Origin of the sequence: Kitasatospora sp. NPDC101235, assembly GCF_044767505.1 — a bacterium.
Classification (GTDB): domain Bacteria; phylum Actinomycetota; class Actinomycetes; order Streptomycetales; family Streptomycetaceae; genus Kitasatospora.
In genome coordinates this window covers 12,233-34,368 of the sequence record NZ_JBIWNZ010000043.1, presented here as the reverse complement: position 1 = coordinate 34,368, position 22,136 = coordinate 12,233, and the positions used below count along the sequence as shown (strand labels likewise).

Sequence of the window (22,136 nt, the reverse complement as noted above, 5' to 3'; positions counted from 1 at the left end):
ACGACACCACCATGCTGCTCAAGACCTCACTGCGGAGCTTCTTCGCCCACAAGGGCCGGATGGCGCTCTCACTCATCGCCGTCGTGCTGTCGGTGGCCTTCGTCTCCGGCACCCTGGTGTTCTCCAACACCGCCACCGGCACCTTCGACAAGCTCTTCGCCGCGACCGCCTCCGACGTCTCGGTCCAGCCGCCCAAGCCGGCCGAGGACGAGGAGCAGCAGGCCGCCGTCAAGCCGCCGACCGTCCCGGTCGCGCTCGCCGACCAGGTCGCCGCGGTGCCGGGCGTGAAGAAGGCCGTCGGCCAGGTCATGGTCGGGAACGCGGTCCTGATCGACCCGGCCACCAACAAGCTGGTCGGCCCGACCAGCGGCGCGCCCACCCTGCTCGGCAACTGGACCGACACCCCGCGCAACCCGGTCACCATCACCTCCGGCCACGCGCCGCGCGCCTCCGGCGAGCTGGTGCTGGACGCGGACACCGCGAAGAAGGCCAAGCTCGGCCTCGGCGACCGGATCAGGATCGAGAACTCCGGCGGCCGCCACGACCTCACCATCGTCGGCATCGCCACCTTCACCGCCACCAACCCGGGTGCGGCGCTCGGCTTCCTGGACACCCCGACCGCCCAGCAGATGCTGCTCGGCGAGCCCGCCTACACCTCGATCGAGGCCTTCGGCGACGGCAGCCTCGGCAACGACCGGCTCAAGGCCGACACGGCGGCCAGGATCGGCGGCGGCTACCAGGTCAAGACCGCGGCCGAGCAGAAGGACGAGAACACCAAGCAGGTCGGCAGCAGCCTCAACTTCATGAAGTACGCGATGCTCGGCTTCGCCTTCGTCTCGGCGATCGTCGGCGCGTTCCTGATCGTCAACACCTTCTCGATGCTGGTCGCCCAGCGCACCCGGGAGATCGGCCTGCTGCGCGCCATCGGCGGCAGCCGGCGGCAGGTCAACCGCTCGGTGCTGGTCGAGGCGCTGATCCTGGGCGTGCTCGGCTCGACCCTCGGGGTGGCGGCCGGCCTGGGCGTCGCGGTCGGCCTGATCAAGCTGATGAACGCGCTCGGCATGGACCTCAAGGCGGCCGACCTCCAGGTCGGGCCGGACGTCTTCGCCGCCGGCTACGCGCTCGGCATCGTGGTCACCCTGGTCGCGGCCTGGTTCCCGGCCCGCCGGGCGAGCCGGATCTCGCCGATGGCCGCCCTGCGCGACCACGGCACCCCGGCGGAGGGCCGCGCCAACCTGGTCCGTACGGTCCTCGGCCTGCTGCTGACGGCCGGCGGCGGCGCCCTGCTGGTGCTCGGCGCGCGGGCGGAGAAGGCGGCCACCGGCGGCCAGTACCTGGGCCTGGGCGTGGTGCTCACCCTGATCGGGTTCGTGGTGCTCGGCCCGCTGCTGGCCTCGGCCGTCGTCCGGGTGCTCGGCGCGCTGCTGCCGGCGCTGTTCGGGCCGTCCGGCAAGCTCGCCCAGCGCAACGCGATGCGCAACCCGCGCCGGACCGGCGCCACCGCCGCCGCGCTGATGATCGGCCTGGCGCTGGTGATCGCCTCCTCGGTCTTCAGCTCCTCGGCGGTCACCTCGGCCAGCGCGCAGATCGACAAGTCGGTGGGCGTGGACTACATCATCGGCGGCCGTGCCGAGGTCACCACCGAGATGACGGACATCGTGCGCCGGACCCCGGGCATCGACCACGTCACCGTCCAGAAGGGCTTCCACGCGAAGGTCCAGCTGCCGGACGGACGGCAGGCGAAGACCGGCCTGGACGCCGTGCCGCCCGCCTTCTTCGGCACCGACTTCCACCCGACCGTCCGGTCCGGCGCGGTGGACTCGATCGGGCGCGGCTCGCTGGGGATCGGCGAGGCCTTCGCGAAGGACTTCGGCCTGAAGGTCGGGGACCGGGTGACCGTCGACTACGGCAGGGGCCGCACCCAGGTGCTGCCGGTCGGGGTGGTCTTCGCCAAGGGCGAGCTGTTCGGCAACGGCTCCTTCGTGGACCTGGACACCATGGCCAAGGCGGTCCCCGCCGCCGAGCAGCCGCCGGTGGAGACCGTCTTCGCCAAGGCCTCCCCGGGCGCAGACGTCGCCAGGACGCTGGCCGCCCTGCAGGACGGGCTCAAGGAGTACCCGCAGCTGACCGTCAAGGACCAGGCCGGCTACAAGGAGCTGGTGCAGTCCCAGGTCAACACCCTGCTCTACCTGATCTACGGGCTGGTCGCCCTCTCGATCACGGTCGCGGTGCTCGGCGTGGTCAACACCCTGGCGCTGTCGGTGGTCGAGCGGACCCGCGAGATCGGCCTGCTGCGGGCGATCGGGTTCTCCCGCCGCCAGCTGCGCCGGATGATCCGGCTGGAGTCCGTGGTGATCGCGCTGTTCGGCGCCGTCCTCGGCACCGGGCTGGGCCTCGCCTGGGGCGTCACCGTCCAGGGGGTGCTGCGGGACCAGGGCCTCGGGACGCTCTCCGTCCCGACCACCATGGTGGCGATCACGCTGGTCTCCTCGGTGCTGATCGGCCTGTTCGCCGCGCTCGTCCCGGCCTTCCGGGCCGGACGCATGAACGTCCTCGCGGCCATCGCGACGGACTGACCCGGCCCCGGGGGCGCCGGGCCCCGGAGCACGGGGGAACGGGGGACCGGGGCCGGGTGCGCACAGCACCCGGCCCCGGCGCCGTTCCCACTCCCGTCGGGAGGCTGCGGCCGACGTGCGTTCCGTTTCCCCCGTGCTGGGATGATCGTTCGATGTTCCCCTCGGACGCCCCGCCCCTGCCCAGCGCCGCGCCCCTCACCGTCGCGGCCGTCGTCCGCTGGCGCGCAGCCCGGACCGCCTGGCGGTTGGACGGCCGTTGGCTCGCGCTGGTGCCGATCGGGTTCGTGGTCCTGGCCAGTGCGGTGGAACCGGACGTGGGCCGGTGCAACGTCCAGAACATCTGCCGGGACAGCTGGGGCTCGGCGCTGGCCGGCTGGTCGGTGCTGGCCGAGGTGCTCCTGCTGGCCACCAGGGCCCGGGTCCGGGTGCTCGTCCCGCCGGTCGTCCTGGCACTGCTCTGGTACCTCCCGGAGGGCCTGGTCACCCCGCTCGCCCGCTGGTCGGCGGTGCTGCTCCACCTGCTGCTCACCGCCGTCCTGCTCGGCGCCGAGGCCGGCCGCCGCCGCGCCCGCCAGCAGCTGGACGAGCTGATGGTCCCGCCCGTGCCCTACCCCTGGACCACCGCCGGCGCGCCCTCGCCCGTCCACCGGGACGGCCCGCCCGTGCTGCGCCGCGCCCTCGGCGTCCTGCTGCTGGTGGTCGCCGCGGCCTTCCCGGTGTACGGCCTCTGGGCGCAGGCCCGGGCGGACGCCGCCGCCGAGCGGGCCACCCGGGTGACCGGCACCGCGGGCGGGAGCGACCGGGACGGCGTGCTGACCGTCCACTTCCAGCCGCCCGCCGGCGGCCCCGAGCGCACCGCCGCCCTGGACCTCTGGTGGCAGCGGCGGCCGCAGCCCGGCGAGCCCGTCCCGCTGCTGGTGGACGGCGACTCGGTGCGCGCCCTGGGCGACGACTACGACGTCTCCGGCCAGCTGAGCGCCGGCGGCCTGATCGCCCTGCCGGGCCTGGTGCTGCTCGGCTCGGCGGCCGCGGCGAGCGCCCGCCGGACCAGGCCCGCCTTCGTGGGCGCCGCCCCCGCGCTCGCCGTACAGGTGCGCGCCGACGAGCGCGGCGACCTGTTGGTGCTGCCGCTGGACGGTCCGCCGGACGGACCCGGGCTCTGGCGGCTGGTCGAGCGCGACCGCTACCGCTGGGCGAGCAAGGCAGCCCCGGACGGCGAGGGCCCGGCCTGGGTGCCCGAACACCTGGCGACCGAGGACGAGGACGCCGACTACCCCGACCCGGTGCTCGACCACGACGAGGAAGAGGAGGAGTACGAGGAGCTGATCCACCGGGCGACCCCCGCCGAGGCCGCCGAGTGGCTGGCCCGGGCCGGCCGCAGCGTGCCCGCCGTGCTCTACGGCGGTCCGGACGGGCCCGACCCCCAGCTGCTCGTCCGCCCCGGCCTGCTGGACGGCGACCCGCACTGGGTGGCGGCCGTGATCGCCCCCGCCGCCCGGGCCCCGCGCTTCGGCCGGCGCTCCGGGCGCTACCGCGAGCGCGACCTGGCCGTCGCCGCGCTGACCGCCGACACGGTCGCCGCCGCCCCCGAGGCCGGGCCGGACGCCGAGGCGCTGGCCGCCCGCCGCTGGGAGATGCCGCTGCCGCTGCGGGCGGGGGCCGGACCGCTGGCGGCGCTGCTGGTCGCCACCGCCGTCGTGCTGCTCGACGACGACGGCTGGTGGGAGGGGCTGCTGCGCCCGCTGTGGATCGGGTCGCTGGCGATCCTCGCCTGCGCCCAGACGCTGTCCTGGCAGCTGGTGGCCGACCGCAACGGCCTGCGGGTGGCCACCGCGCTGCGCACCCGCAGCTACCGGTGGACGGAGATCTCCGCGGCGGCGGTGCACCGGAACCTGCTCACCATCCGGCTGCGCGGCGGCCGGGAGTTCTCCTTCTTCAGCCGCCCGGCGGTCTGGCTGGCCGCCCTCTTCGGCGGCCGGTACGACCCGGTGGCGCTGGCCCGGACCGTCGCCACCGCCGCCCACCGTCCCGACCTGCGCCCGGCGCAGGCCCTGCCGGACCGGCTGGGCGGCCCCCAGCACCTGGTGAACCGGCTCGCACTGACCGGTTACGCGGTGTTCACCGTCGCCCACTACGCCCTCTGAACCCGCCCCGGAGGGGCACCGGATCCACACCGTTTCCGGGCTGCGCGTAAAGGGGAGTACGGTGTTCTTGATCACAGCACCGGTGGCGCGCCGCGAGGCGTCCCCGGCCGTCGGGACCGGGACAAGACGAGGACGCGTCCGCACCGGTACGGTTGGCCCCGATGAACACCAAGGCTGCTGAGGAGCTGCCGGCTGTTTCCGTGATCATGCCGGTGCTCAACGAGGAACGTCACCTGCGCACGGCGGTCCGGCGCATCCTGGACCAGGAGTACCCCGGGCCGATCGAGGTGGTGATCGCACTCGGCCCATCCACCGACCGCACCGCGGAGATCGCGGCCGAGCTGGCGGCCGAGGACGGGCGGGTGCGGACGGTGGAGAACCCCACCGGCCGGACACCGGCCGGGCTGAACGCCGCGATCCGGGGCTCCCGGCACCCGATAGTCGTGCGCGTGGACGGCCACGGCCTGCTCACCCCCGGCTACATCACCACGGCGGTCCGGCTGCTCGGCGAGATGGACGCGGCCAACGTCGGCGGCATCATGCACGCCGAGGGCGAGACCGAGTGGGAGAACGCGGTCGCCGCCGCGATGACCTCCAAGATCGGCGTCGGGAACGCGGCCTTCCACACCGGCGGCCTGGCCGGCCCGGCGGACACCGTCTACCTCGGGGTGTTCCGGCGCGAGGTGCTGGAGAAGCTCGGCGGCTACAACGAGGAGTTCATCCGGGCCCAGGACTGGGAGCTGAACTACCGGATCCGCCAGGACGGCGGCCTGGTCTGGTTCACCCCGCAGCTCAAGGTGACGTACCGGCCCCGCCCCTCGGTGCGGGCGCTGGCCAAGCAGTACAAGGACTACGGCCGCTGGCGCCGGGTGGTCACCCGCTACCACCGCGGCTCGGTCAACCTGCGCTACCTCGCCCCGCCGGTCGCGCTGGCGGCGGTCGTCCTCGGTCTGGTGCTCGGCGTCGCCGTCCACCCGGCCTTCCTCGCGGTGCCCGGCGCGTACCTGCTGGGCATCCTCGGCGGCGCGGCGGTCGAGGGCCGCGGACTGTCGTTCAAGGCCAGGACGCTGCTGCCGGTGGCCTTCGCGACCATGCACCTCAGCTGGGGGTTCGGCTTCCTGACCTCACCGCGCTCGCTGGCCCGAAGAGTGATCGCCAGCGTCGGCCCGTCCTCCAAGGACGTGCTCTCGAAGACCGGCTGATTCGTTTCGGCACCGCTGTCGTCGGCGTGCACGGCGACAGCTGAGGACGGGTCGGGTGCGGCCCGGACCGAGCCGGGCGCGGACGCCGACGAACCGGCCGCGGGCCTGCCTTCGCTACTTGGCGCAGACGTCGGTGTCGTCCGCCTGCACCCGCTGGAGGTCCTCGGGGGCCACGGTGGGCACCTCCGCCGGGCCGGCGGGGGCGGCCAGCACGTCCTTGCCGAGCACCAGCAGCAGCCCGCCCTTCGGGTCCGGCTTCGTGGCCGGCCGGACGGCGTCACCGGGCAGGCCGAGGGCGGCGGCCAGGGCGTTGGCCTGGGCCTCCTGGCCGGTCGGGTAGGACACCGTGGTGGTCTCGGCGAGCGGCGCGTCGCTGCCCACGGCGGCCTTGTCGAAGCCCTTCGCGCGGAGCTTCTCCACGGTCGGCCCGGACTGTCCGCGCTTGCCGCTGCCGTTGCGCACCGTCAGCTGGATGCCCTTGGTGGCGGGGGGCGGGGTGGTGGCGGTCGGGGTCGGCGACGCGGGCGCGGCGCCGGTGGCCGGGGCCTCGGGGGCGGGCGGGGCGGCGGTCTCGGTCAGCGAGCGGTCGCCCGCGATCATCGCGAACAGCTGCTGGGCGTCCGGCTGCTTGAGCACCAGCCGGTTCTCGTCCTTGGGGTCGTCCAGGACGGGGACGGTGGCGAAGGTGATGTTCTTGGTGTCCACCTTGCTGATGTCCAGCGCGAGGTCCTTGAGCTTGTCCACGCTGCCGATGCCGGAGTCCACGGTGAGCGCCTTGGTGGCGGCGTCCGCGAGCTTGTAGAGCTTGGTCGGGCTGGTCAGGGTGTCGTCGCTCTTGATCTTGCGGATCATCGAGCTGATGAACTGCTGCTGGAGCGGGATCCGGGTGAGGTCGCCGCCCTGGCCGACCGCGTGCCGGGTGCGGACGAAGGCCAGCGCCTCCTCGCCCTCGATCACGTGCCGCCCCTTGGTCATCTTGAGGTGGGAGCCCGAGTCGTCGATGTCCTTGGCCGCGCAGACCTCGACCCCGCCGACCGCGGTGGACAGGGTCTTCACCGCCTCGAAGTTGACCTGCACGAAGTGGTCGACCCGGATGCCGGTGGTCTTCTCGATGGTCTTCCAGGTGCAGCCCGCGTCGCGCCCCTCCTGGCCGAGGCTGTTGTTGAACATGTCCCGGGTCGAGCCCTGGATCTTCTTCCCCTGGGCGTTCAGGCACTCCGGGATCGGCACCATCAGGTCGCGCGGGAGGCTGACCACCGTCGCGTTGGAACGGTCCTTGGCGATGTGGAACAGCAGGGTGGTGTCGGCGTGCCCGGTGCTGCCCTCGTCACCGTACTCCCGCCCGAGGCCCTCCCGGCTGTCCGTCCCGATCACCAGGATGTTCAGTGCGTCCCCGGCGGCCGGGGGGCGCTCGGACTCGTCGCCCAGCTGGACCTTGACCGAGGTCAGGTTGTCGTTGAAGTGCCGGTACAGGTAGTACGCCCCGCCGCAGCCCGCCACCATCACCAGGGCGCCCGCCCCGGCCGTCCACTTGACCGCCCGTCGGCGCCGGTTGCGCTTGGCGAGCGCGGCCGCCCGCCGCCGGCCGTCCCGGCGGCCCTCCGCGGCCGGCGCCTCGGGCGCTTCGGCGGCCCGGCGGCGCTGGCGGGGGACGCCGGGGGCCGGGTCCATCCGGTACCGGCCGGCTTCCGGTTGCTCCTCGTGCACGGGGGTTCCCTACCTTCGACCGGTCACGGCTGCGGACCACCCGTACGGACGGGCCGGTCCGGACACAGTAGACGAGCCGAACGGGGGAGTCGTTCCCGATGTGATCTGTGCCATGTTCCGGCAGTGCGGAGGCAAATACCGCTCGCGGCCGAGCAATTGCGGAAGCAGCCGCAGTGGTCGGCGGCGCCGGCCGGAGCGCCCCGGGGGCGTCCGGGGGCGGTCGGCTCACTGCGCGACGCAGGCGTCCACGTCGGCGGTGCGCCCCTCGAAGGTGGGCGAGGCGTCCGTCGTGGGTGATGCGTCCGCCGCCACCTCGGCCGTCGGGTCCGTCCCGGTGTCCGCCCCCGGGTCCGCCGCCGTCCCCGGCGAGGGTTCCGCCCCCTGGACCGGGCCGGGCGAGGCCGTGGGCCCGGGCGGCCGGACGGCGACCGGCTGGTCGTCCCGCAGCGCCGCGAACAGCTGGCCGGTCTGCGGCTGCACGAACTCGTCCCGGTCCGAGTCGTAGCGGTACGGGCGGCGCGGTGCGGTCAGGAGGGCCACGTCCGCCGAGGGGATGCCGCGCAGGTCCCGGGTGAGGTCGTACAGCGCGGCGAGCGAGGACAGCCCGCCGTCCGCCCGGACCGAGGAGGTCGCGGCGTCCAGCACCGGCCACAGTTTCGCCGGGTTCAGCAGCACGCCCTGCGACTGCACCTTGCGGACCAGCGAGGCCAGGAACTGCTGCTGGCGGCCCATGCGTTGGGTGTCGCTGCCGTCGCCCAGGCTCTCCCGGGCCCGGACGTAGCCGAGCGCCTGCTCGCCGTGCAGGCTCCGTCGGCCGGCCGGCAGGTCGAGCTTGGCGTCCTTGTCGTGGATCGGCTGCGGCACGCACACCTCGACCCCGCCGATCGCGTCCACCATCGTCTTGAAACCGCTGAAGTCGAGGATCATGTAGTGGTCGATCCTGATGCCGCTCAGCTGCTCGACGGTCCGGATCGAGCAGGCCGGACCGCCCGTCTGGAAGGCCTGGTTGAACTGCATCAGCGCGGGCTTGCTGCGGGCGCCGTCCGACTGCTCGCAGGCGGGGACGGCGACCATGACGTCGCGCGGGACGGAGACCGCGGTCACGCGCTTCCGGTCGGCGGCCAGGTGCAGCAGGATCGTGGTGTCCGAGCGCTGGCCGCCCGCCTCGCCGCCGTACGCGCCGTTCGCGCCGGAGCGCTCGTCGCTGCCGATCAGCAGGAGGTTCTCGGCGCCGTGCGCTCCGGCGGTGCGGCCCGGCCGCTCGGCCTCCAGCTGGGCGAGCAGCCGGTCGGTGGCCGAGTCGGTGCGGATGTTGCCGTCCAGCTTGCGGTAGGCGATCCAGATCAGCGCCCCGGTGGCGACGAGCAGGAACGCGCCGGCGCCGGCGGTGGCCGTCAGCCACCGCCGGCGCGGGCGCGGGCGTCCGGTCCCGCCCGCAGGGGTGTCCGTCGGAGGGCCGTCCTGCGCGGGGCCGTTCTTCGGGGGAGGGGCGGTCGGGGGGTGCTCGGTGTCATCCTCGGCCATGGCAGCGATCCCTACCCGCCAGGGCCGGGCCGGGGGTTAGCCGAGGCGCAGCGTCACCCGTTCGGATTCCGTTCGCTTCTCCCACTGCCCGGCGTCCAGCGCCTGCGAGTTGCGGCACAGCACCACCGAGGCGCCGGCCGCCAGCGGCGCCAGCAGACCGGCCTCCAGGCCCGCCCAGTCGTCGTACGGGAGGGTGGACAGAACCCGGTCGCCGGGCTTCAGGCCGAGCCGCACCGCGCCCTCCCGGGCCAGTGCCACGGTCTGCTCGCCCGTCAGCTTCAGCGGCAGCCCGTCCACCGCGGTCTCCAGTGCCTGCCCGTCCGGGGCGACGGGGGAGTACGGCGCGAAGCGGTCGCCCTGGCCGGGCACCTCGGCGGCGTAGTCGAGGAAGCCGTCCGGGCGCTGCGGGAAGCGGCCGCCGAGCGGGCGCAGCGCGAGCGCGACCCGCTCGCCCTCGCAGGCCTGGGCGGCCTCCAGTCCGTCCGGGCCGCTGACCACCAGGTCGGCGGCGGCCGGGTCGCCGCTCGGCACCGCCGTCACCCCGACCGACCAGCAGGCCAGCAGCCAGACGGCGCTCTGCCAGTGGGCGGGCAGCAGCAGTGCCGCCCGGTCGCCGGGGCCGGCGTTCAGCTCGTCCTGGAGGAGGTTGGCGGTCTTGGCCACCCAGTTGTCGAAGGTGCGGGCGGACAGCTCCACCCGTTCGCCGGTGGCGTCGTCGTAGAAGGTGACCAGCGGGGCCGCGGGATCGACCGAAGGGGTGCCGCCGCGCAGGAATGCGTGCAGCAGCTCGACGGGGGTGCGGGCATCGGCAGCGAAAGGCGCAGTCATGGTGCGCCCCAGCCTACGGCCTTCGGGTGGGAGGCCGGGAGGGGCGGCCGAACGGGCGCGGAGCGGCGTGCGGGCGGTCCGGTTTGCGGCGACGATCCGTTTCATGCGCCTCTCACTCCCAGCCGCCCTGCTCGCCGGCTGCACCACTGCCCTCCTCATCCAGCCCGCCGCCACCGCGACCCCCGAACCGATACCGCAGCGCCGTGACTTCGCCGGCGGCGGCTCGACCACCTCCTTCCCGCTGCCCGCCGGGTCCGGCCTCGCCCCGCGCGGCACCGATCAGTTCGAACTCCTCGGCCTCGGCTGGGACGGCCCGGCGGACGCACTCGCCGGCGCGGTGGTCCGGGTCCGCACCCGGGACGCGGCCACCGGCCGCTGGACGGACTGGCACCGGCTGGAGGCCGATTCCACGGACGGCCCCGACCACGCGGCGCGCGGCGCCACCGCCCCGCTGTGGACCGGCCGCAGCAACGGCGTCGCGGTCGAGGTCCGGCCCGGGCCCGCCGGAGTGCCGCCCGGGCTGCGGCTCGACCTGGTCGACCCGGGGAACGGCGCCGCCTCGACCGCCGCAAAGATCCTGCCCGCGGAGCCGCCGACGGGGTCGTCCGCGGAGCCGCCGGCGGGGTCGTCCGCCGAGCAGCCCAAGGGCCAGGCTCCGCGCCCGGCGATCGTCACCCGGGCCGGCTGGGGCGCCGACGAGTCACTGCGCGACCCGGACTTCGTGTACACCGGCCCGGTCCGCGAGGTCTTCGTCCACCACACCGACACCGCCGCCGACTACGCCTGCGGCGACGCACCCCGGGTGATCCGGGCGATCTACCAGTACCACGTGAAGACCAACGGCTGGCGGGACGTCGGCTACAACTTCCTGATCGACCGCTGCGGCACCGTCTACGAGGGCCGGGCCGGCGGCGTCGAGCGGCCCGTCCACGGGGCCCACACCCTCGGCTTCAACACCGACTCCGCCGGCATCGCCGCGATCGGCAACTACGTCGACGACCAGCCGGCCCAGCCCCTCCTCGACGGCCTCGCCACCATCGCCGCCTGGAAGCTCGGCATCACCGCCCAGCCCGCCGGCGGCCGCACCAAGCTCACCTCCGGTTCCTCGGCCAGCCGCTACCCCAAGGGCACCGTCGTCGACTTCGACGCCATCTCCGGCCACCGCGACGCCGTCGCCACCGAATGCCCGGGCACTGCCCTCTACGCCCGACTCCCCGACCTGCGCGCCACGGCGGCCGGCCTCCAGGCCTCCTGACCCCCGCCGCCTCCTTCCTCCCCGTCTCCCTCCTTCCCCGTGTCCCGACAGGGGCGCGGGGAACTGCGCGTTGCGGAAGGCGACTCGGGCCGCTCGACCCCGGTGCCCGGTCGCCGCCCCTCCTGGTCCGTCCGACCCCCCGCGTATCGTTCATATCCGGAGGCAACACAGGAGGCGACAGCAGTGGAAGCAGTACGGCGCTGGCGCCCGGCCTTCCCGCTGGACGTCGCCCGCACCCTGCTCCCGCTGCGCCGCGGCCCCGCGGACCCGGCGTACCGCAGCACCGGCGACGGCGCCGTCTGGCGTGCCTCCCGCACCCCGGCCGGCATCGGCACCCTGCGCGTGCTGCCGCGTCCGGCCGCCGGCGAGGTGGAGGCGAGCGCCTGGGGCCCGGGCGCGGACTGGCTCCTCGACCGGCTCCCCGCCCTGCTCGGCGCCGAGGACGCCCCGGAGGCCCTGGTCCTGCCGCCCGGCCCGCTGCGGGACGCCCAGCGCCGTACCGCCGGAGTCCGGCTGACCAGGACCGGCCTGGTGCTGGAGTCGCTGGTCCCGGCGATCCTGGAGCAGAAGGTCACCACCGACGAGGCCTACCGCGCGTGGCGCATCCTGCTGCGGGACTTCGGCACCCCGGCGCCGGGACCGGCCGAGGGCATGCGGGTGGCGCCGTCGGCCCGCGAGTGGGCCATGGTGCCGAGCTGGGAGTGGCACCGGGCGGGCGTGGACCCCAAGCGCTCCGCGACGATCATGCGCGCGGTCCGGCTGGCGCCGCGACTGGAGGCGGCCTCGGCGATGGGCCACGAGGAGGCCTTCGCCCGCCTCACCACGGTTGCGGGCATAGGGGTCTGGACGGCCGCCGAGACCCTGCAGCGCAGCAACGGCGATCCGGACGCGGTCTCGGTCGGGGACTTCCACCTGCCCAACCTGGTCGGCTGGGCGCTGGCCGGCCGACCCCGCAGCGACGACGCCCAGATGCTCGCCCTGCTGGAGCCCTACCGTCCCCAGCGCCACCGGGTCTGCCGCCTCCTGCTGTCCACCGGCGCCCGCGCCCCCCGCTACGGCCCCCGCCTGACCCCCAACGACCACCGCCACCGCTGAGGTGATCCTCGTCGTGAAGGTGGGCAACCGCCGCGAGACCTGCCGAAGCCCCTGATTCCTACCGCACCTCGATGAAGGCGTCGGCCCCGCGTTCGGGGCGGGCCTTCGGCGGCTCCGCGGGGCGGCCGACGGCGACGGCGCCCATCGGGTCCCAGCTGTCCGGGAGGTCCAGCGCGGCCCGTACGGTGTCGCGGCAGAACATGGTGGACGAGACCCATGCGGAGCCGTAGCCCTCGCCGGTGAGGGCGACCAGCAGGTTCTGCACGGCGGCGCCGGCGGCGACGGCGAACATCTCCCGTTCGGCGGTGGCCCGGCGCGGGTCGGGGTAGTCGTGCGAGCCGTCCGTCACCAGGCAGGGCACCACCAGGTACGGCGCGTCGCGCAGGACGTTGCCGCGGGCGGTGCGCCGGGCGATCTTCGCCTCGTCCCAGCCGTCGAGTTCGCGCAGGTCGCGCTGCCAGGCGTCGAGCATCGCGTCGAGCAGCCGTACCCGGGTGTCGGGCGACTCCAGCAGCACGAACCGCCACGGCGTGGTGTGGTGCGGGGCGGGCGCGGTGACGGCGGCGGCGACGGCCCGTCGGACGGCGGCCGGGTCGACCGGCTCGGCGGTGAAGGAGCGGACGGTGCGCCGCAGGGTGACGGCCTGCCGCAGTGCCTCGGAGGTGCCGAGCCGGAACATGTCGTCCACGGCGGGCCGGACCAGCGGCCGGGTGCCGTCGCCGTCCTCGGCGGTGACCAGGTGCCCGAGTCCGCGCACGACCGCCACCGGAACGCCGGTGGCCTTGCCCTTCACCAGGTCGGCGGCGGCGGCGAGTTCGTCGGCCGTCGCCGTGACGGTCATCTCCAGCTCGTTGCCGTGGCTGTCGGTGCGGCCCCGGTGGTCCTCCAGCACGGAGAGCCCCGCGGCGCCGATCGCGACGTCGGTCAGCCCGTTGCGCCAGGGCCGTCCGAAGGTGTCGGTGACGACGACGGCGAGCCGGCGGCCGGTGAGCCGCTGGAGCCGGGCCCGCAGCACCCGGGCGGAGGCGTCCGGGTCCTCGGGCAGCAGCAGCACGGTGCCGGGGGCGGTGTTGGAGGCGTCGACGCCGGCGGCGGCCATGACGAAGCCGTTGCGGTTCTCCACGATCCGGGCCGGCCCGCGCCGGGCGACCACCCGGACGGACTCGGCGTCGATCGCGGCCTCGCGGTCGACGGCGTGCAGCAGCCGGCCCTCGGCCTTGCTGACGATCTTCGAGGTGACCAGCAGGATGTCGCCGTCCCGGTACGTCCCCGCCTTGGCGATGAGTTCGCCGAGGTCCGCCCCGGCCTCGATCTCGGGCAGTCCCCCGACGCCGAGGATTTCCAGCGTCACTTCCGCACCTGCTCCGCCAGAGCCAGCGCCGTGCGCGCCATCTCGGCGGTGGCCTCGACATCGGTCATCAGCAGCGGGACGGCCCGGCAGGCGATCCCGGCGGCCTCGACGGCGGCCACCGAGGACTCGTCCACGGTGTCCACCAGCCACCCGTCCACCAGCTCCGCACCGTAGTTCAGCGCGACCGCCTCGGCCGTGGCCTCGACGCCGACGGCGGCGAGCACCTTGTCGGCCATGCCGCGCACCGGCGCCCCGCCGATGATCGGGGAGAGCCCGACCACCGGCGCGGGCGCGGCGGCGATGGCCTCCCGGATGCCGGGGACGGCGAGGATGGTGCCGATCGAGACCACCGGGTTGGACGGCGGGAGGAGGATGACGTCCGCTCCGGCGATCGCCTCCAGCACGCCGGGCGCGGGCTTGGCGGTGTCCGCGCCGACCGGGACGACCGCCTCGGCGTCCACCGCGGCGTGCAGCTTGACCCAGTACTCCTGGAAGTGGACCGCCCGGGTGCCCTGCTCGTCGGTGATCCGCACGTGGGTCTCGACGCGGTCGTCGCTCATCGGCAGCAGCCGCACGCCCGGCTTCCAGCGCACGCACAGCGCTTCGGTGACCTGGCTGAGGCTGTACCCGGCGGTGAGCATCTGGCTGCGCACGAGGTGGGTGGCGAAGTCCCGGTCGCCGAGCCCGAACCACTCGGGGCCGACGCCGTACTCCTTCATCTCGGCCTTGATGGACCAGGTCTCGTCGGTCCGGCCCCAGCCCTGCTCCTCGTTGATGCCGCCGCCGAGGGTGTACATCACGGTGTCGAGGTCGGGGCAGACCTTGAGGCCGTAGAGGTGGATGTCGTCGCCGGTGTTGCCGATGACGGTGATCTCGTCCTGCGGTCCGACCGCCGCGCGGAGTCCGCGCAGGAAGCGCGCTCCGCCGATTCCGCCTGCCAGTGCCACGATGCGCATGGGTTCATCCTGCCACGGTCCGACTTTCCGTCAGCCCGTGATCAGTGCGACTCGGCCTGCGCCTGCTGCTCCGGGTGCTGCTCGGGGACGGCGGTGGCGCCGTACTGGTTCATCTCGGTCAGGCCCGGGGCGTAGAGGTGGATGGAGACGGCGGGTTCGAGCGCGCCGTTGACGACCTCGTGCAGGTAGCCGGAGGAGAACACCCGCCGCGTGCCGGGCCGCAGGGTGCGGGCGACTGCGCCTCCGGGGGTACCCCCGGCCGAAGGCTCGGGGAGGGTGAGGGAGCGCTCGATCAGCTCGCCCTCGACGACGCTCATCACGCCGGAGGACTCGCCGTGGTCGTGGAAGCCGCTGGACTGGCCGGGCAGCCAGCTGAGCAGCCAGACCTCGTAGCCGGGGCCGGTCTCCAGCCGGGCGTACCAGCGGGTCAGCGCGTCGTAGCGGACCAGCGGCTCCCAGCGGGCGCGGTCGGCGGCGATCTCGCGCACCAGCCGCGCGTACTCGGCGACGGTGGTGGGGTGGGCCGGCAGGTCGGTGCGGGCCAGGTGCGGGAAGGCGAGCGGGTCGCCCGCGATGGAGACGTCGCTGAGGCCGTCGGCCCACTGGAGGGTCCGGGCGTCGGTGGGGCCGCCGGTACGGACGGTGGCGGGGCCACGGCGGGCGAGCTTGTTGCGGTCGCGGTTCCGCTTGCGGATGCGGATCATGCGCACGGGAGTCGTCCTCGGAAGTGTCGGCTGGTTCGTCGGGATCAGCCGGATCCGGGATGTCCTGGGGCGGGAATCGCGGGCGGCCTCTGTGCTTCCTGGGGCGGCGCGCGGTGGGACGCGGGCGCCTAGATACAGCAGGAGCAGAGGCGACAACAAGAGTTCACGGCACGGCGGAGGGTGGAACCGCTCCGGGGGCTGGCGAACTCTGACATAGGGGCAAGGACACCGCATTCGCGGGGCCGGTGTCAAGCCGAAGGATGCGGCATTCGAGTGGGTTAGGTCCGGATCTTGCCCGGATGGGGTGATTCATCACTCTCTATGTTTCGATGGGAAGATCGTCGGGAAGGCAGGCCGATGACCGGCCTGTGGCGGTGACCGGCCGTCACTTGGTGAATGGTTGCGGATGATTCGGCACTGTTCGGGACCTTGAGACAGAAGGTCCGGTGTGTCCGGATATGTACACTATTCGTAACGGCTTGGTGCCAGGGAGTGAATCCCGGCCCCAATACCAGAGCTCGGCTTGACTGGGCCAGAGTGACGCAACTGTAATTTCACTCGTGTCGTCAGCCGCAGGAGGCAACGGCAACCACGGGGACGCCAAGTAGGGGCAGAGGAGGCGCGCCACATGAGCGAGCTCTTTGAGCTGTTGATCGGGGACGGCATCGCGGAGGACGAGGAGGAACTCGGTTGGCAGGAGCGCGCGTTGTGCGCCCAGACCGACCCCGAGTCCTTCTTCCCCGAGAAGGGCGGCTCGACCCGCGAGGCCAAGAAGGTCTGCCTCGCCTGCGAGGTCCGCTCGGAGTGCCTGGAGTACGCCCTCGCCAATGACGAGCGCTTCGGCATCTGGGGCGGCCTCTCCGAGCGCGAGCGCCGCCGGCTCAAGAAGAGCGCGGTCTGACCGGGGCGGCCCCCGGCCCCGCTGACCTTTCGACAGCGACGGACAACCGCACAGCCGTACGGGCGCCTCACCGCGATGGTGGGGCGCTTTCGTGTTCCCGGAGCCCCCTTCACCGCCTCCGCACGCACACCCCGGACGAGGCGGCCACCCGGAGCCGTTAGTGTGGTGCGCCATCCGGTTGCCGTTCACCGGCTGTGTCCACCGAGAACTGGGGCCCGCGCACTCGATGACCGTCTACAGCCACCAGAGCGGCTTCACCGCTTCCCGGCCGCCCGCCTACCCGCGCCACCTGGTCACCGCCGTGATCGTCTCGCACGACGGTGCCCGCTGGCTCCCGCAGGCCCTGGCCGGCCTGCTCGGTCAGGACCGCCAGGTCCAGCGGATCCTCGCGGTCGACACCGGATCCACCGACAACTCTCCGCAACTGCTCACGGACACCCTCGCCGACTGGCTGCCGGGCAGCGGCCCGCTGGTCCTCGGCCGCCGGGCCGGCTTCGGCACCGCCGTCGCCGAGGCCGTGTTCAACAGCCCGCCGCTGCGCCCCGAGGACCTGCCGTACCGGCTCGACCCCTCCGGCTACGACCCGGTCACCGGCGGCTGGGACGACTTCGGCGACCCGCTCGCCCAGGAGGACGATCTCGGCCGCGGCGGCCCGCGCGAGACCCGGCCGGTCGAGTGGCTCTGGCTGCTGCACGACGACTGCGAGCCGCAGACCGACGCGCTGCGCCGACTGCTCCAGGTCGCCGACTCCACCCCCAGCGCCGCCGTGGTCGGCCCCAAGCTGCGCAGCTGGTACGACCGCCGCCAGCTGCTGGAGGTCGGCGTCACCATCGCCCGCTCCGGCCGCCGCTGGACCGGCCTCGACCGCCGTGAGCAGGACCAGGGCCAGCACGACCAGGTCCGCCCGGTGCTCGCCGTCTCCAGCGCCGGCATGCTGGTGCGCCGGGACGTCTTCGAGGAGCTCGGCGGCTTCGACAAGGCCCTCCCGCTGATGCGGGACGACACCGACTTCTGCTGGCGGGTCAACGCCGCCGGCCACCGGGTGGTGGTCGCCCCCGACGCCGTGCTGCGGCACGCCGAGGCGGCCAGCCGCGAGCGCCGCGCGATCGACTGCGGCCCCTCCCACCCGCACCGGGTGGACAAGGCCGGCGCGGTCTACACCCTGCTCGCCAACTGCAAGGGCGTGCTCTTCCCCTACGTCCTGCTGCGGCTGGTGCTCGGCACCCTGGTGCGGGCCGTGACCAACCTGCTCGGCAAGGACCCGCGCCAGGCGTTCGACGAACTCGCCGGCCTCGGCCACGAACTCGTCCGCTTCCCGAGGCTGATGGCCTCGCGCAAACGCCGCGCCCGGTCCAGGGCGGCGGACGCCCTGGACGACCGCACGCTCTTCCCGGCCCCCGGCGCCACCACCCGGCTGGCGGTCGAGGGCGTCATCGGCTCGCTCGGGATAGGGGGCGGCGACGACACCGGCGGCCGGCACGGCTCGGCCGAGGCCGGCGGCGACGAGGACGCCGAGGACCTGGTCGTCGAGCAGTTCGCGCTGCTCAAGAAGCTCGCCCGGCGCCCGGCGCCGGTGCTGTTCGCGGCCCTGCTGGTGTTCGCCCTGGTCGCCTGTCGCAGCCTGCTCGGCAGCGGGGAGCTGTTCGGCGGCGCCCTGCTGCCCGCTGCCGACGGCGCCGGCGGCCTCTGGTCGATGTACGCGGACGCCTGGCACCCGGTCGGCACCGGCTCCACCGCCGCCGCACCGCCGTACCTCGGTGTGCTCGCGGTGCTCTCCTGGCTGCTGTTCGACCACGCCGACCTCGCGCTCACCCTGATCGTGGTGCTCGCCGTCCCGCTGTCCGCGGTCAGCGCCTACCTGGTGTCCCGGCCGCTGCTGGACTCCAAGCTGGTCCGCGCCTGGGCCAGCGCCACCTACGCGCTGCTGCCCGCCGCGACCGGCGCGCTCGCCCAGGGCCGGATCGGCACCGCCGTGCTCGCCGTGCTGCTGCCGCCGCTGGCCCGCGCAGCCGCCATCGCGGCCGGCCTCGGCATCCGCGACGAGAGCGCCGCCAAGGGCGCCCGCCCGGGCTGGCGCCCGGTCTGGATGACCGTCCTGCTGCTCACCCTGGCCACCGCCTTCGTCCCGATAACGTGGGCGCTCGCGGTGCCGCTCTGCCTGGCGATGCTGGCCGTCGCGGTGCTGCGCGGCGGCGCCTTCGGCTCCGGCGGTACGGCGCTGCGGCTGCTCGGCCTGCGCGTCCTGGTGATCCTGGCCGTGCCGGTCGCGGTGCTGGCCCCGTGGTCGCTCAAGGTGCTGTCGCACCCGCAGTGGCTGCTGCTGGAGGCCGGGCTGCCCGGCCTGCACGGCACCGGTGCGAGCGCGGCCGGCCTGCTGCTGGTCAACCCGGGCGGCGCCGGGGTGCCGCCGATCTGGCTCTCGGCGGGTGTCGTGCTGGCCGCGCTGGCCGCGCTGCTGCGCGCCGACCGCCGGCGCGCGGTGCTCGCCGCCTGGGGCGCGGCCGGCGCCGGCCTGGTCTTCGCGGTCGCGGTGGCGGGCACCTCCGTCACCCCGGCCTCCGGCGGCCCGGCGGTGCCCGCCTGGGCCGGACCGGCCACCCTGATCGCGGGAATCGCTCTGCTGGCCGCCGCCGCGATCGGCGCCGACGGCGCCAACGCCCGGGTGGCCGGGATCGCCTTCGGCTGGCGCCAGCCGGTGGCCGCCCTGGTGGTGGCGGCGGCCGTGCTGGCTCCGCTGGGCACCGGACTGTGGTGGGCGCTGACCGGCGCCGGCGGTCCGCTGCACCGCGGCCAGGCCGACCAGGTCCCCGCGTTCATCGCGGAGGAGGCCGGCACCACCGACCGGGCCCGCACCCTGGTCGTCACCGGTGAGAAGAACGGTGGCGCGGTCCGCTACACCGTGCTGCGCGGCGCGGGTCTGACCCTCGGCCAGGCCGAGTCCACCGTCGACCCGGCGACCGGCACCCAGGACGGCCTGAACAAGGTGGTCGGCAGCCTGCTGGCCGGCTCCGGCGCCGACCAGGCGAGTGCCCTGGCCGGCTACGGCATCGCCTACGTGCTGGTCCAGCAGCCGGTGGTCGACGTCTTCAAGGACGTCCTGGACACCACCCCCGGTCTGGTCAAGGCCAACCAGGACGGCGCCGCCGCGCTCTGGCAGGTCAACGGCACCCCCGCGGTCCGCGCGGTGATCACCGCCCCGGGCGCCAACCCGGTGGTCGTCCCGTCCGGGGCCCGCGACCTGTCCGCCACCGTCCCGGCCGGCCCGGACGGCCGGGTGCTGCGGCTCGCCGAGTCCGCCGCCCCGGAGTGGAAGGCCACCGTGGACGGCACCGCCCTGGAGTCCACCACGGTCGACGGCTGGGCCCAGGGCTTCAAGCTCCCCGCCGCAGGCGGCAAGCTGACCGTCACCCGGGAGGGCGGCGCCGCCCACACCGGCTGGATCTGGGCCCAGGTGCTGCTCGGCCTCACCATCCTGGTGCTGGCCCTGCCCGGCCGCCGCAGCCACAAGGACGACGACCTGCCCGAGGAGGTGGTGGCCGCCGCCGCGCTGGCCGCCGCCGCCCAGGCGCAGGCCCCGGCCCCCGGCAGCCGCCGGGCCCGCCGGATGGCCGAGCGCGGCGAGGGCGGCGAGGGCGCCGAGGGCGGTGCCGAGGAGTCCGGGGTGTACGACAAGCCGGGCGCGATCCCGGCGCAGTCGACCGGCGAGCCGGTGACCGGAGCCGTCCAGGCGGCCGCCGCCGTCCAGGACACCGAGCAGTACGCCGACCCGTACCAGGCGTACCAGCAGGCCGACCCGTACAGCTACGACCAGTACGCGGCCCAGCAGCCGGCCGCCGCGCCGTACGGCGGCCAGGGGTACGGCGGCCAGGGCTACGACGCCCACGGGTACGACAGCCGGCAGGGCTACGAGCAGCCGTACCAGCCCGAGCAGCAGCCGTACGGCTACGACGCCCACGGGTACGACGGCCGTCAGCAGCAGCCGGACCAGCAGCCCTGGCTGCCCGGTCAGCAGCAGAGCGAGCCCTACTACGACCCGAACGACCCCAACGGCACCGGCCACTCTCCTGGGGATTACCGTCCGCACCAGCACGGATCGGGGAGCTGACCCGCGATGAAGAAGCCCGCATTCAGGAAGAAGTCCGGCGCCGGCGAGGCCGCCGAGCCGGCCGGGCCCGCCTTCGCGGCGGAGCCGTCCGGGCCGGCCGCGGCCGCCCGCCCCGGCCGCAGCCGGTTCGCCGGGGGGGCCGGAGCCGGCGGCGCGGCCAAGACCACCCAGTCCCTGCTCGCCGCGGCCGTGGTGCTCGCGGCGGTGTTCGGGATCGCCGAGCTGCGCCCGCCGGCCGCCCCGGCCAAGGCGGCCGCCGGAGCCGCCCCGACCACCGCGCAGGTCGAGCGGACGTCGGCGGTCTGCCCGCAGCCGATCCAGGGCCTGACCGGTTCGACCACGCTCACCGCCTACACCCCGCCCGGGACGGGCTCCGCCACCGGCGGGGCCGGCTGGCTCTCCGACGCGGCCGCACCCGCCGTGCCCGCCGCCCAGCCGACCGCCGCCCCGGCGGCACCCGCCGCCCCGGCCCCGACCGGCTCGGGAGCCCCGGCCCCGACCGGTTCGGGCACCCCGAGCGCCCCGGCCCAGGACAAGAACGCGGCGCCCGCCGACGCCCGGCTGACCCTGCCCAAGCCCGGCACCCCGGCCACCGGCCCGGCCGGCAACGGCGACGCCGCGCCCGGCACCGGGGCCGTCGCCACCGGCGCCCTCGCCCCCGGCTTCACCGTCACCCAGACCACGGTGGTCACCGAGCAGCGCGGCCTCGGCCTGTCCGGCCTCACCTGCACCCCGGCCGGGACCAGCTTCTGGTTTGCCGGGGCCAGCACCGCCGGCGACCGGGTCGACTACCTCAGCCTGGTCAACACCGAGTCCGCCGCCGCGGTGGTGGACATCAAGCTGTACGGCGACAAGGGCCTGATCGACAACGACGCCGCCAACGGGATCACCGTCTCGCCCGGCAGCTCCCAGGCCATCCTGCTGTCGACCCTCAGCAAGGGCGCGGTCACCGACCTCGCGGTGCACGTGGTGGTGCGCTCCGGGCGGGTCGGCGCCGCGCTGCACGCCGCCGACGGCGGCAAGGGCGCCGACTGGGTCCCGGCCTCGGCCGACCCGGCCCCCACCCAGGTGCTGCCCGGCCTGCCCGCCGACACCGCCTCCGCCCGCCTGGTGGTCTGGGCGCCGCCGGAGGACGACGCCGACCTGAAGATCCAGCTGTCCGGCAAGAACGGCTGGTTCAGCCCGGCCGGCAACGAGTCGATCCACGTCAAGGCGGGCATGGTGGCCGCCGTCGACCTCGGCAAGGTCACCCGGGACGAGGTCGCCGGGCTGCGGCTGTCGCCCAGCGACGACAAGCACCGCACCCCGATCGTGGCCGGGCTGCGGATCGACCGGGCGGCGGCCAGCGGCAAGACCGACGCGGCCTGGCTGACCGGCAGCAACCCGGTCGGCGCCCGCGCCACCGTCGCCGACAACCGGGCCGGTGCCTCCACCCTCTACCTGACCTCCAGCGGCGAGGCCGCCACCGTCCGGGTCACCGCCTCGGCCGGCAGCGGCGGCGGCACCCCGGCCACCAAGGAGGTCCAGCTCCCGGCCGGCGGCACGGTCGCCCTCCCGGCGCCCGAGCCCGCCGGGCTGAACGGCGTCTTCGCGCTCACCGTGGAGACCGTCTCCGGCGGCCCGGTGGTGGCCGCCCGGATGCTGTCCCTGCCGGCCAAGGACGTGCCGATGTTCACCGTCCAGGCGTTGCGCGACGACCGCAGCACCGTCAAGGTCCCGCAGGCCGGCCAGGATCCGGGCGTCGTCCTGCGCTGAGCCGGAGCCCGCGCCGGGGCCGCCCCCGGCGCG

General features: G+C 74.8%; 14 protein-coding genes. 8 read left to right on the top strand and 6 right to left on the bottom strand.

What is annotated here, in order from left to right; translation table 11 throughout:
* Nucleotides 1-11 precede the first annotated feature (11 nt).
* From ACIRRH_RS39845 to ACIRRH_RS39835, 3 genes are all read left to right on the top strand, one after another.
* On the top strand, nucleotides 12-2,576 hold the full coding sequence (locus ACIRRH_RS39845) for an ABC transporter permease (protein ID WP_403077689.1): 2,565 nt from the start codon (nucleotides 12-14) through the stop codon (nucleotides 2,574-2,576).
* Between the two features lie 152 nt (nucleotides 2,577-2,728).
* Nucleotides 2,729-4,720: a hypothetical protein gene (locus tag ACIRRH_RS39840; protein ID WP_403077686.1), complete on the top strand. Its 1,992-nt coding sequence runs from the start codon at nucleotides 2,729-2,731 to the stop codon at nucleotides 4,718-4,720.
* Between the two features lie 161 nt (nucleotides 4,721-4,881).
* Nucleotides 4,882-5,922 carry a glycosyltransferase family 2 protein gene (locus tag ACIRRH_RS39835; RefSeq protein WP_403077683.1) on the top strand — a complete coding sequence of 347 codons (1,041 nt, stop codon included), beginning with the start codon at nucleotides 4,882-4,884 and terminating at the stop codon, nucleotides 5,920-5,922.
* 114 nt (nucleotides 5,923-6,036) lie between these two features.
* Here ACIRRH_RS39835 and ACIRRH_RS39830 read toward each other — a convergent pair whose 3' ends face one another.
* From ACIRRH_RS39830 to ACIRRH_RS39820, 3 genes are all read right to left on the bottom strand, one after another.
* Entirely contained in the window at nucleotides 6,037-7,629 is a 1,593-nt protein-coding gene (locus tag ACIRRH_RS39830; RefSeq protein WP_403077681.1) for an LCP family protein, read from the bottom strand.
* 225 nt (nucleotides 7,630-7,854) lie between these two features.
* Nucleotides 7,855-9,153 carry an LCP family protein gene (locus ACIRRH_RS39825; RefSeq protein WP_403077678.1) on the bottom strand — a complete coding sequence of 433 codons (1,299 nt, stop codon included), beginning with the start codon at nucleotides 9,151-9,153 and terminating at the stop codon, nucleotides 7,855-7,857.
* Between the two features lie 36 nt (nucleotides 9,154-9,189).
* Nucleotides 9,190-9,981, bottom strand: coding sequence for a TIGR03089 family protein (locus tag ACIRRH_RS39820; RefSeq protein ID WP_380767669.1), 792 nt, complete (start codon nucleotides 9,979-9,981; stop codon nucleotides 9,190-9,192).
* Nucleotides 9,982-10,084: 103 nt separating this feature from the next.
* Here ACIRRH_RS39820 and ACIRRH_RS39815 point away from each other — a divergent pair, with 103 nt between their 5' ends.
* A complete protein-coding gene (locus tag ACIRRH_RS39815) occupies nucleotides 10,085-11,236 on the top strand; it encodes an N-acetylmuramoyl-L-alanine amidase (protein WP_403077675.1) in 1,152 nt (383 codons plus the stop codon).
* Between the two features lie 183 nt (nucleotides 11,237-11,419).
* Nucleotides 11,420-12,331, top strand: a complete 912-nt coding sequence (locus tag ACIRRH_RS39810) for a DNA-3-methyladenine glycosylase family protein (RefSeq protein WP_403077672.1) — start codon at nucleotides 11,420-11,422, stop codon at nucleotides 12,329-12,331.
* Nucleotides 12,332-12,389: 58 nt separating this feature from the next.
* On the opposite strand, the gene ACIRRH_RS39805 is transcribed toward ACIRRH_RS39810, so the two are convergent.
* The 3 genes from ACIRRH_RS39805 to ACIRRH_RS39795 are packed head-to-tail and all read right to left on the bottom strand — an operon-like array spanning nucleotide 12,390 to nucleotide 15,348.
* Entirely contained in the window at nucleotides 12,390-13,682 is a 1,293-nt protein-coding gene (locus ACIRRH_RS39805; protein ID WP_403077668.1) for a coenzyme F420-0:L-glutamate ligase, read from the bottom strand.
* Entirely contained in the window at nucleotides 13,679-14,638 is a 960-nt protein-coding gene (gene cofD / locus ACIRRH_RS39800) for a 2-phospho-L-lactate transferase (protein WP_403077665.1), read from the bottom strand. Before cofD ends, ACIRRH_RS39805 begins: the two co-directional genes overlap by 4 nt.
* A gap of 41 nt (nucleotides 14,639-14,679) precedes the next feature.
* The gene (locus ACIRRH_RS39795) at nucleotides 14,680-15,348 is read right to left on the bottom strand and encodes a cysteine dioxygenase (protein WP_403077662.1); all 669 of its coding nucleotides are present in this window, start codon (nucleotides 15,346-15,348) and stop codon (nucleotides 14,680-14,682) included.
* A 622-nt stretch (nucleotides 15,349-15,970) separates the two neighbouring features.
* On the opposite strand from ACIRRH_RS39795, the gene ACIRRH_RS39790 reads away from it, so the two are divergent.
* The 3 genes from ACIRRH_RS39790 to ACIRRH_RS39780 all read left to right on the top strand — a co-directional run bounded on the left by ACIRRH_RS39790 (nucleotide 15,971) and on the right by ACIRRH_RS39780 (nucleotide 22,103).
* The gene (locus tag ACIRRH_RS39790; RefSeq protein WP_030062195.1) at nucleotides 15,971-16,243 is read left to right on the top strand and encodes a WhiB family transcriptional regulator; all 273 of its coding nucleotides are present in this window, start codon (nucleotides 15,971-15,973) and stop codon (nucleotides 16,241-16,243) included.
* Between the two features lie 226 nt (nucleotides 16,244-16,469).
* Nucleotides 16,470-20,348 carry a glycosyltransferase gene (locus ACIRRH_RS39785; RefSeq protein ID WP_403077659.1) on the top strand — a complete coding sequence of 1,293 codons (3,879 nt, stop codon included), beginning with the start codon at nucleotides 16,470-16,472 and terminating at the stop codon, nucleotides 20,346-20,348.
* Nucleotides 20,349-20,354: 6 nt separating this feature from the next.
* Nucleotides 20,355-22,103, top strand: a complete 1,749-nt coding sequence (locus ACIRRH_RS39780) for a DUF5719 family protein (protein WP_403077657.1) — start codon at nucleotides 20,355-20,357, stop codon at nucleotides 22,101-22,103.
* Nucleotides 22,104-22,136: the final 33 nt, after the last annotated feature.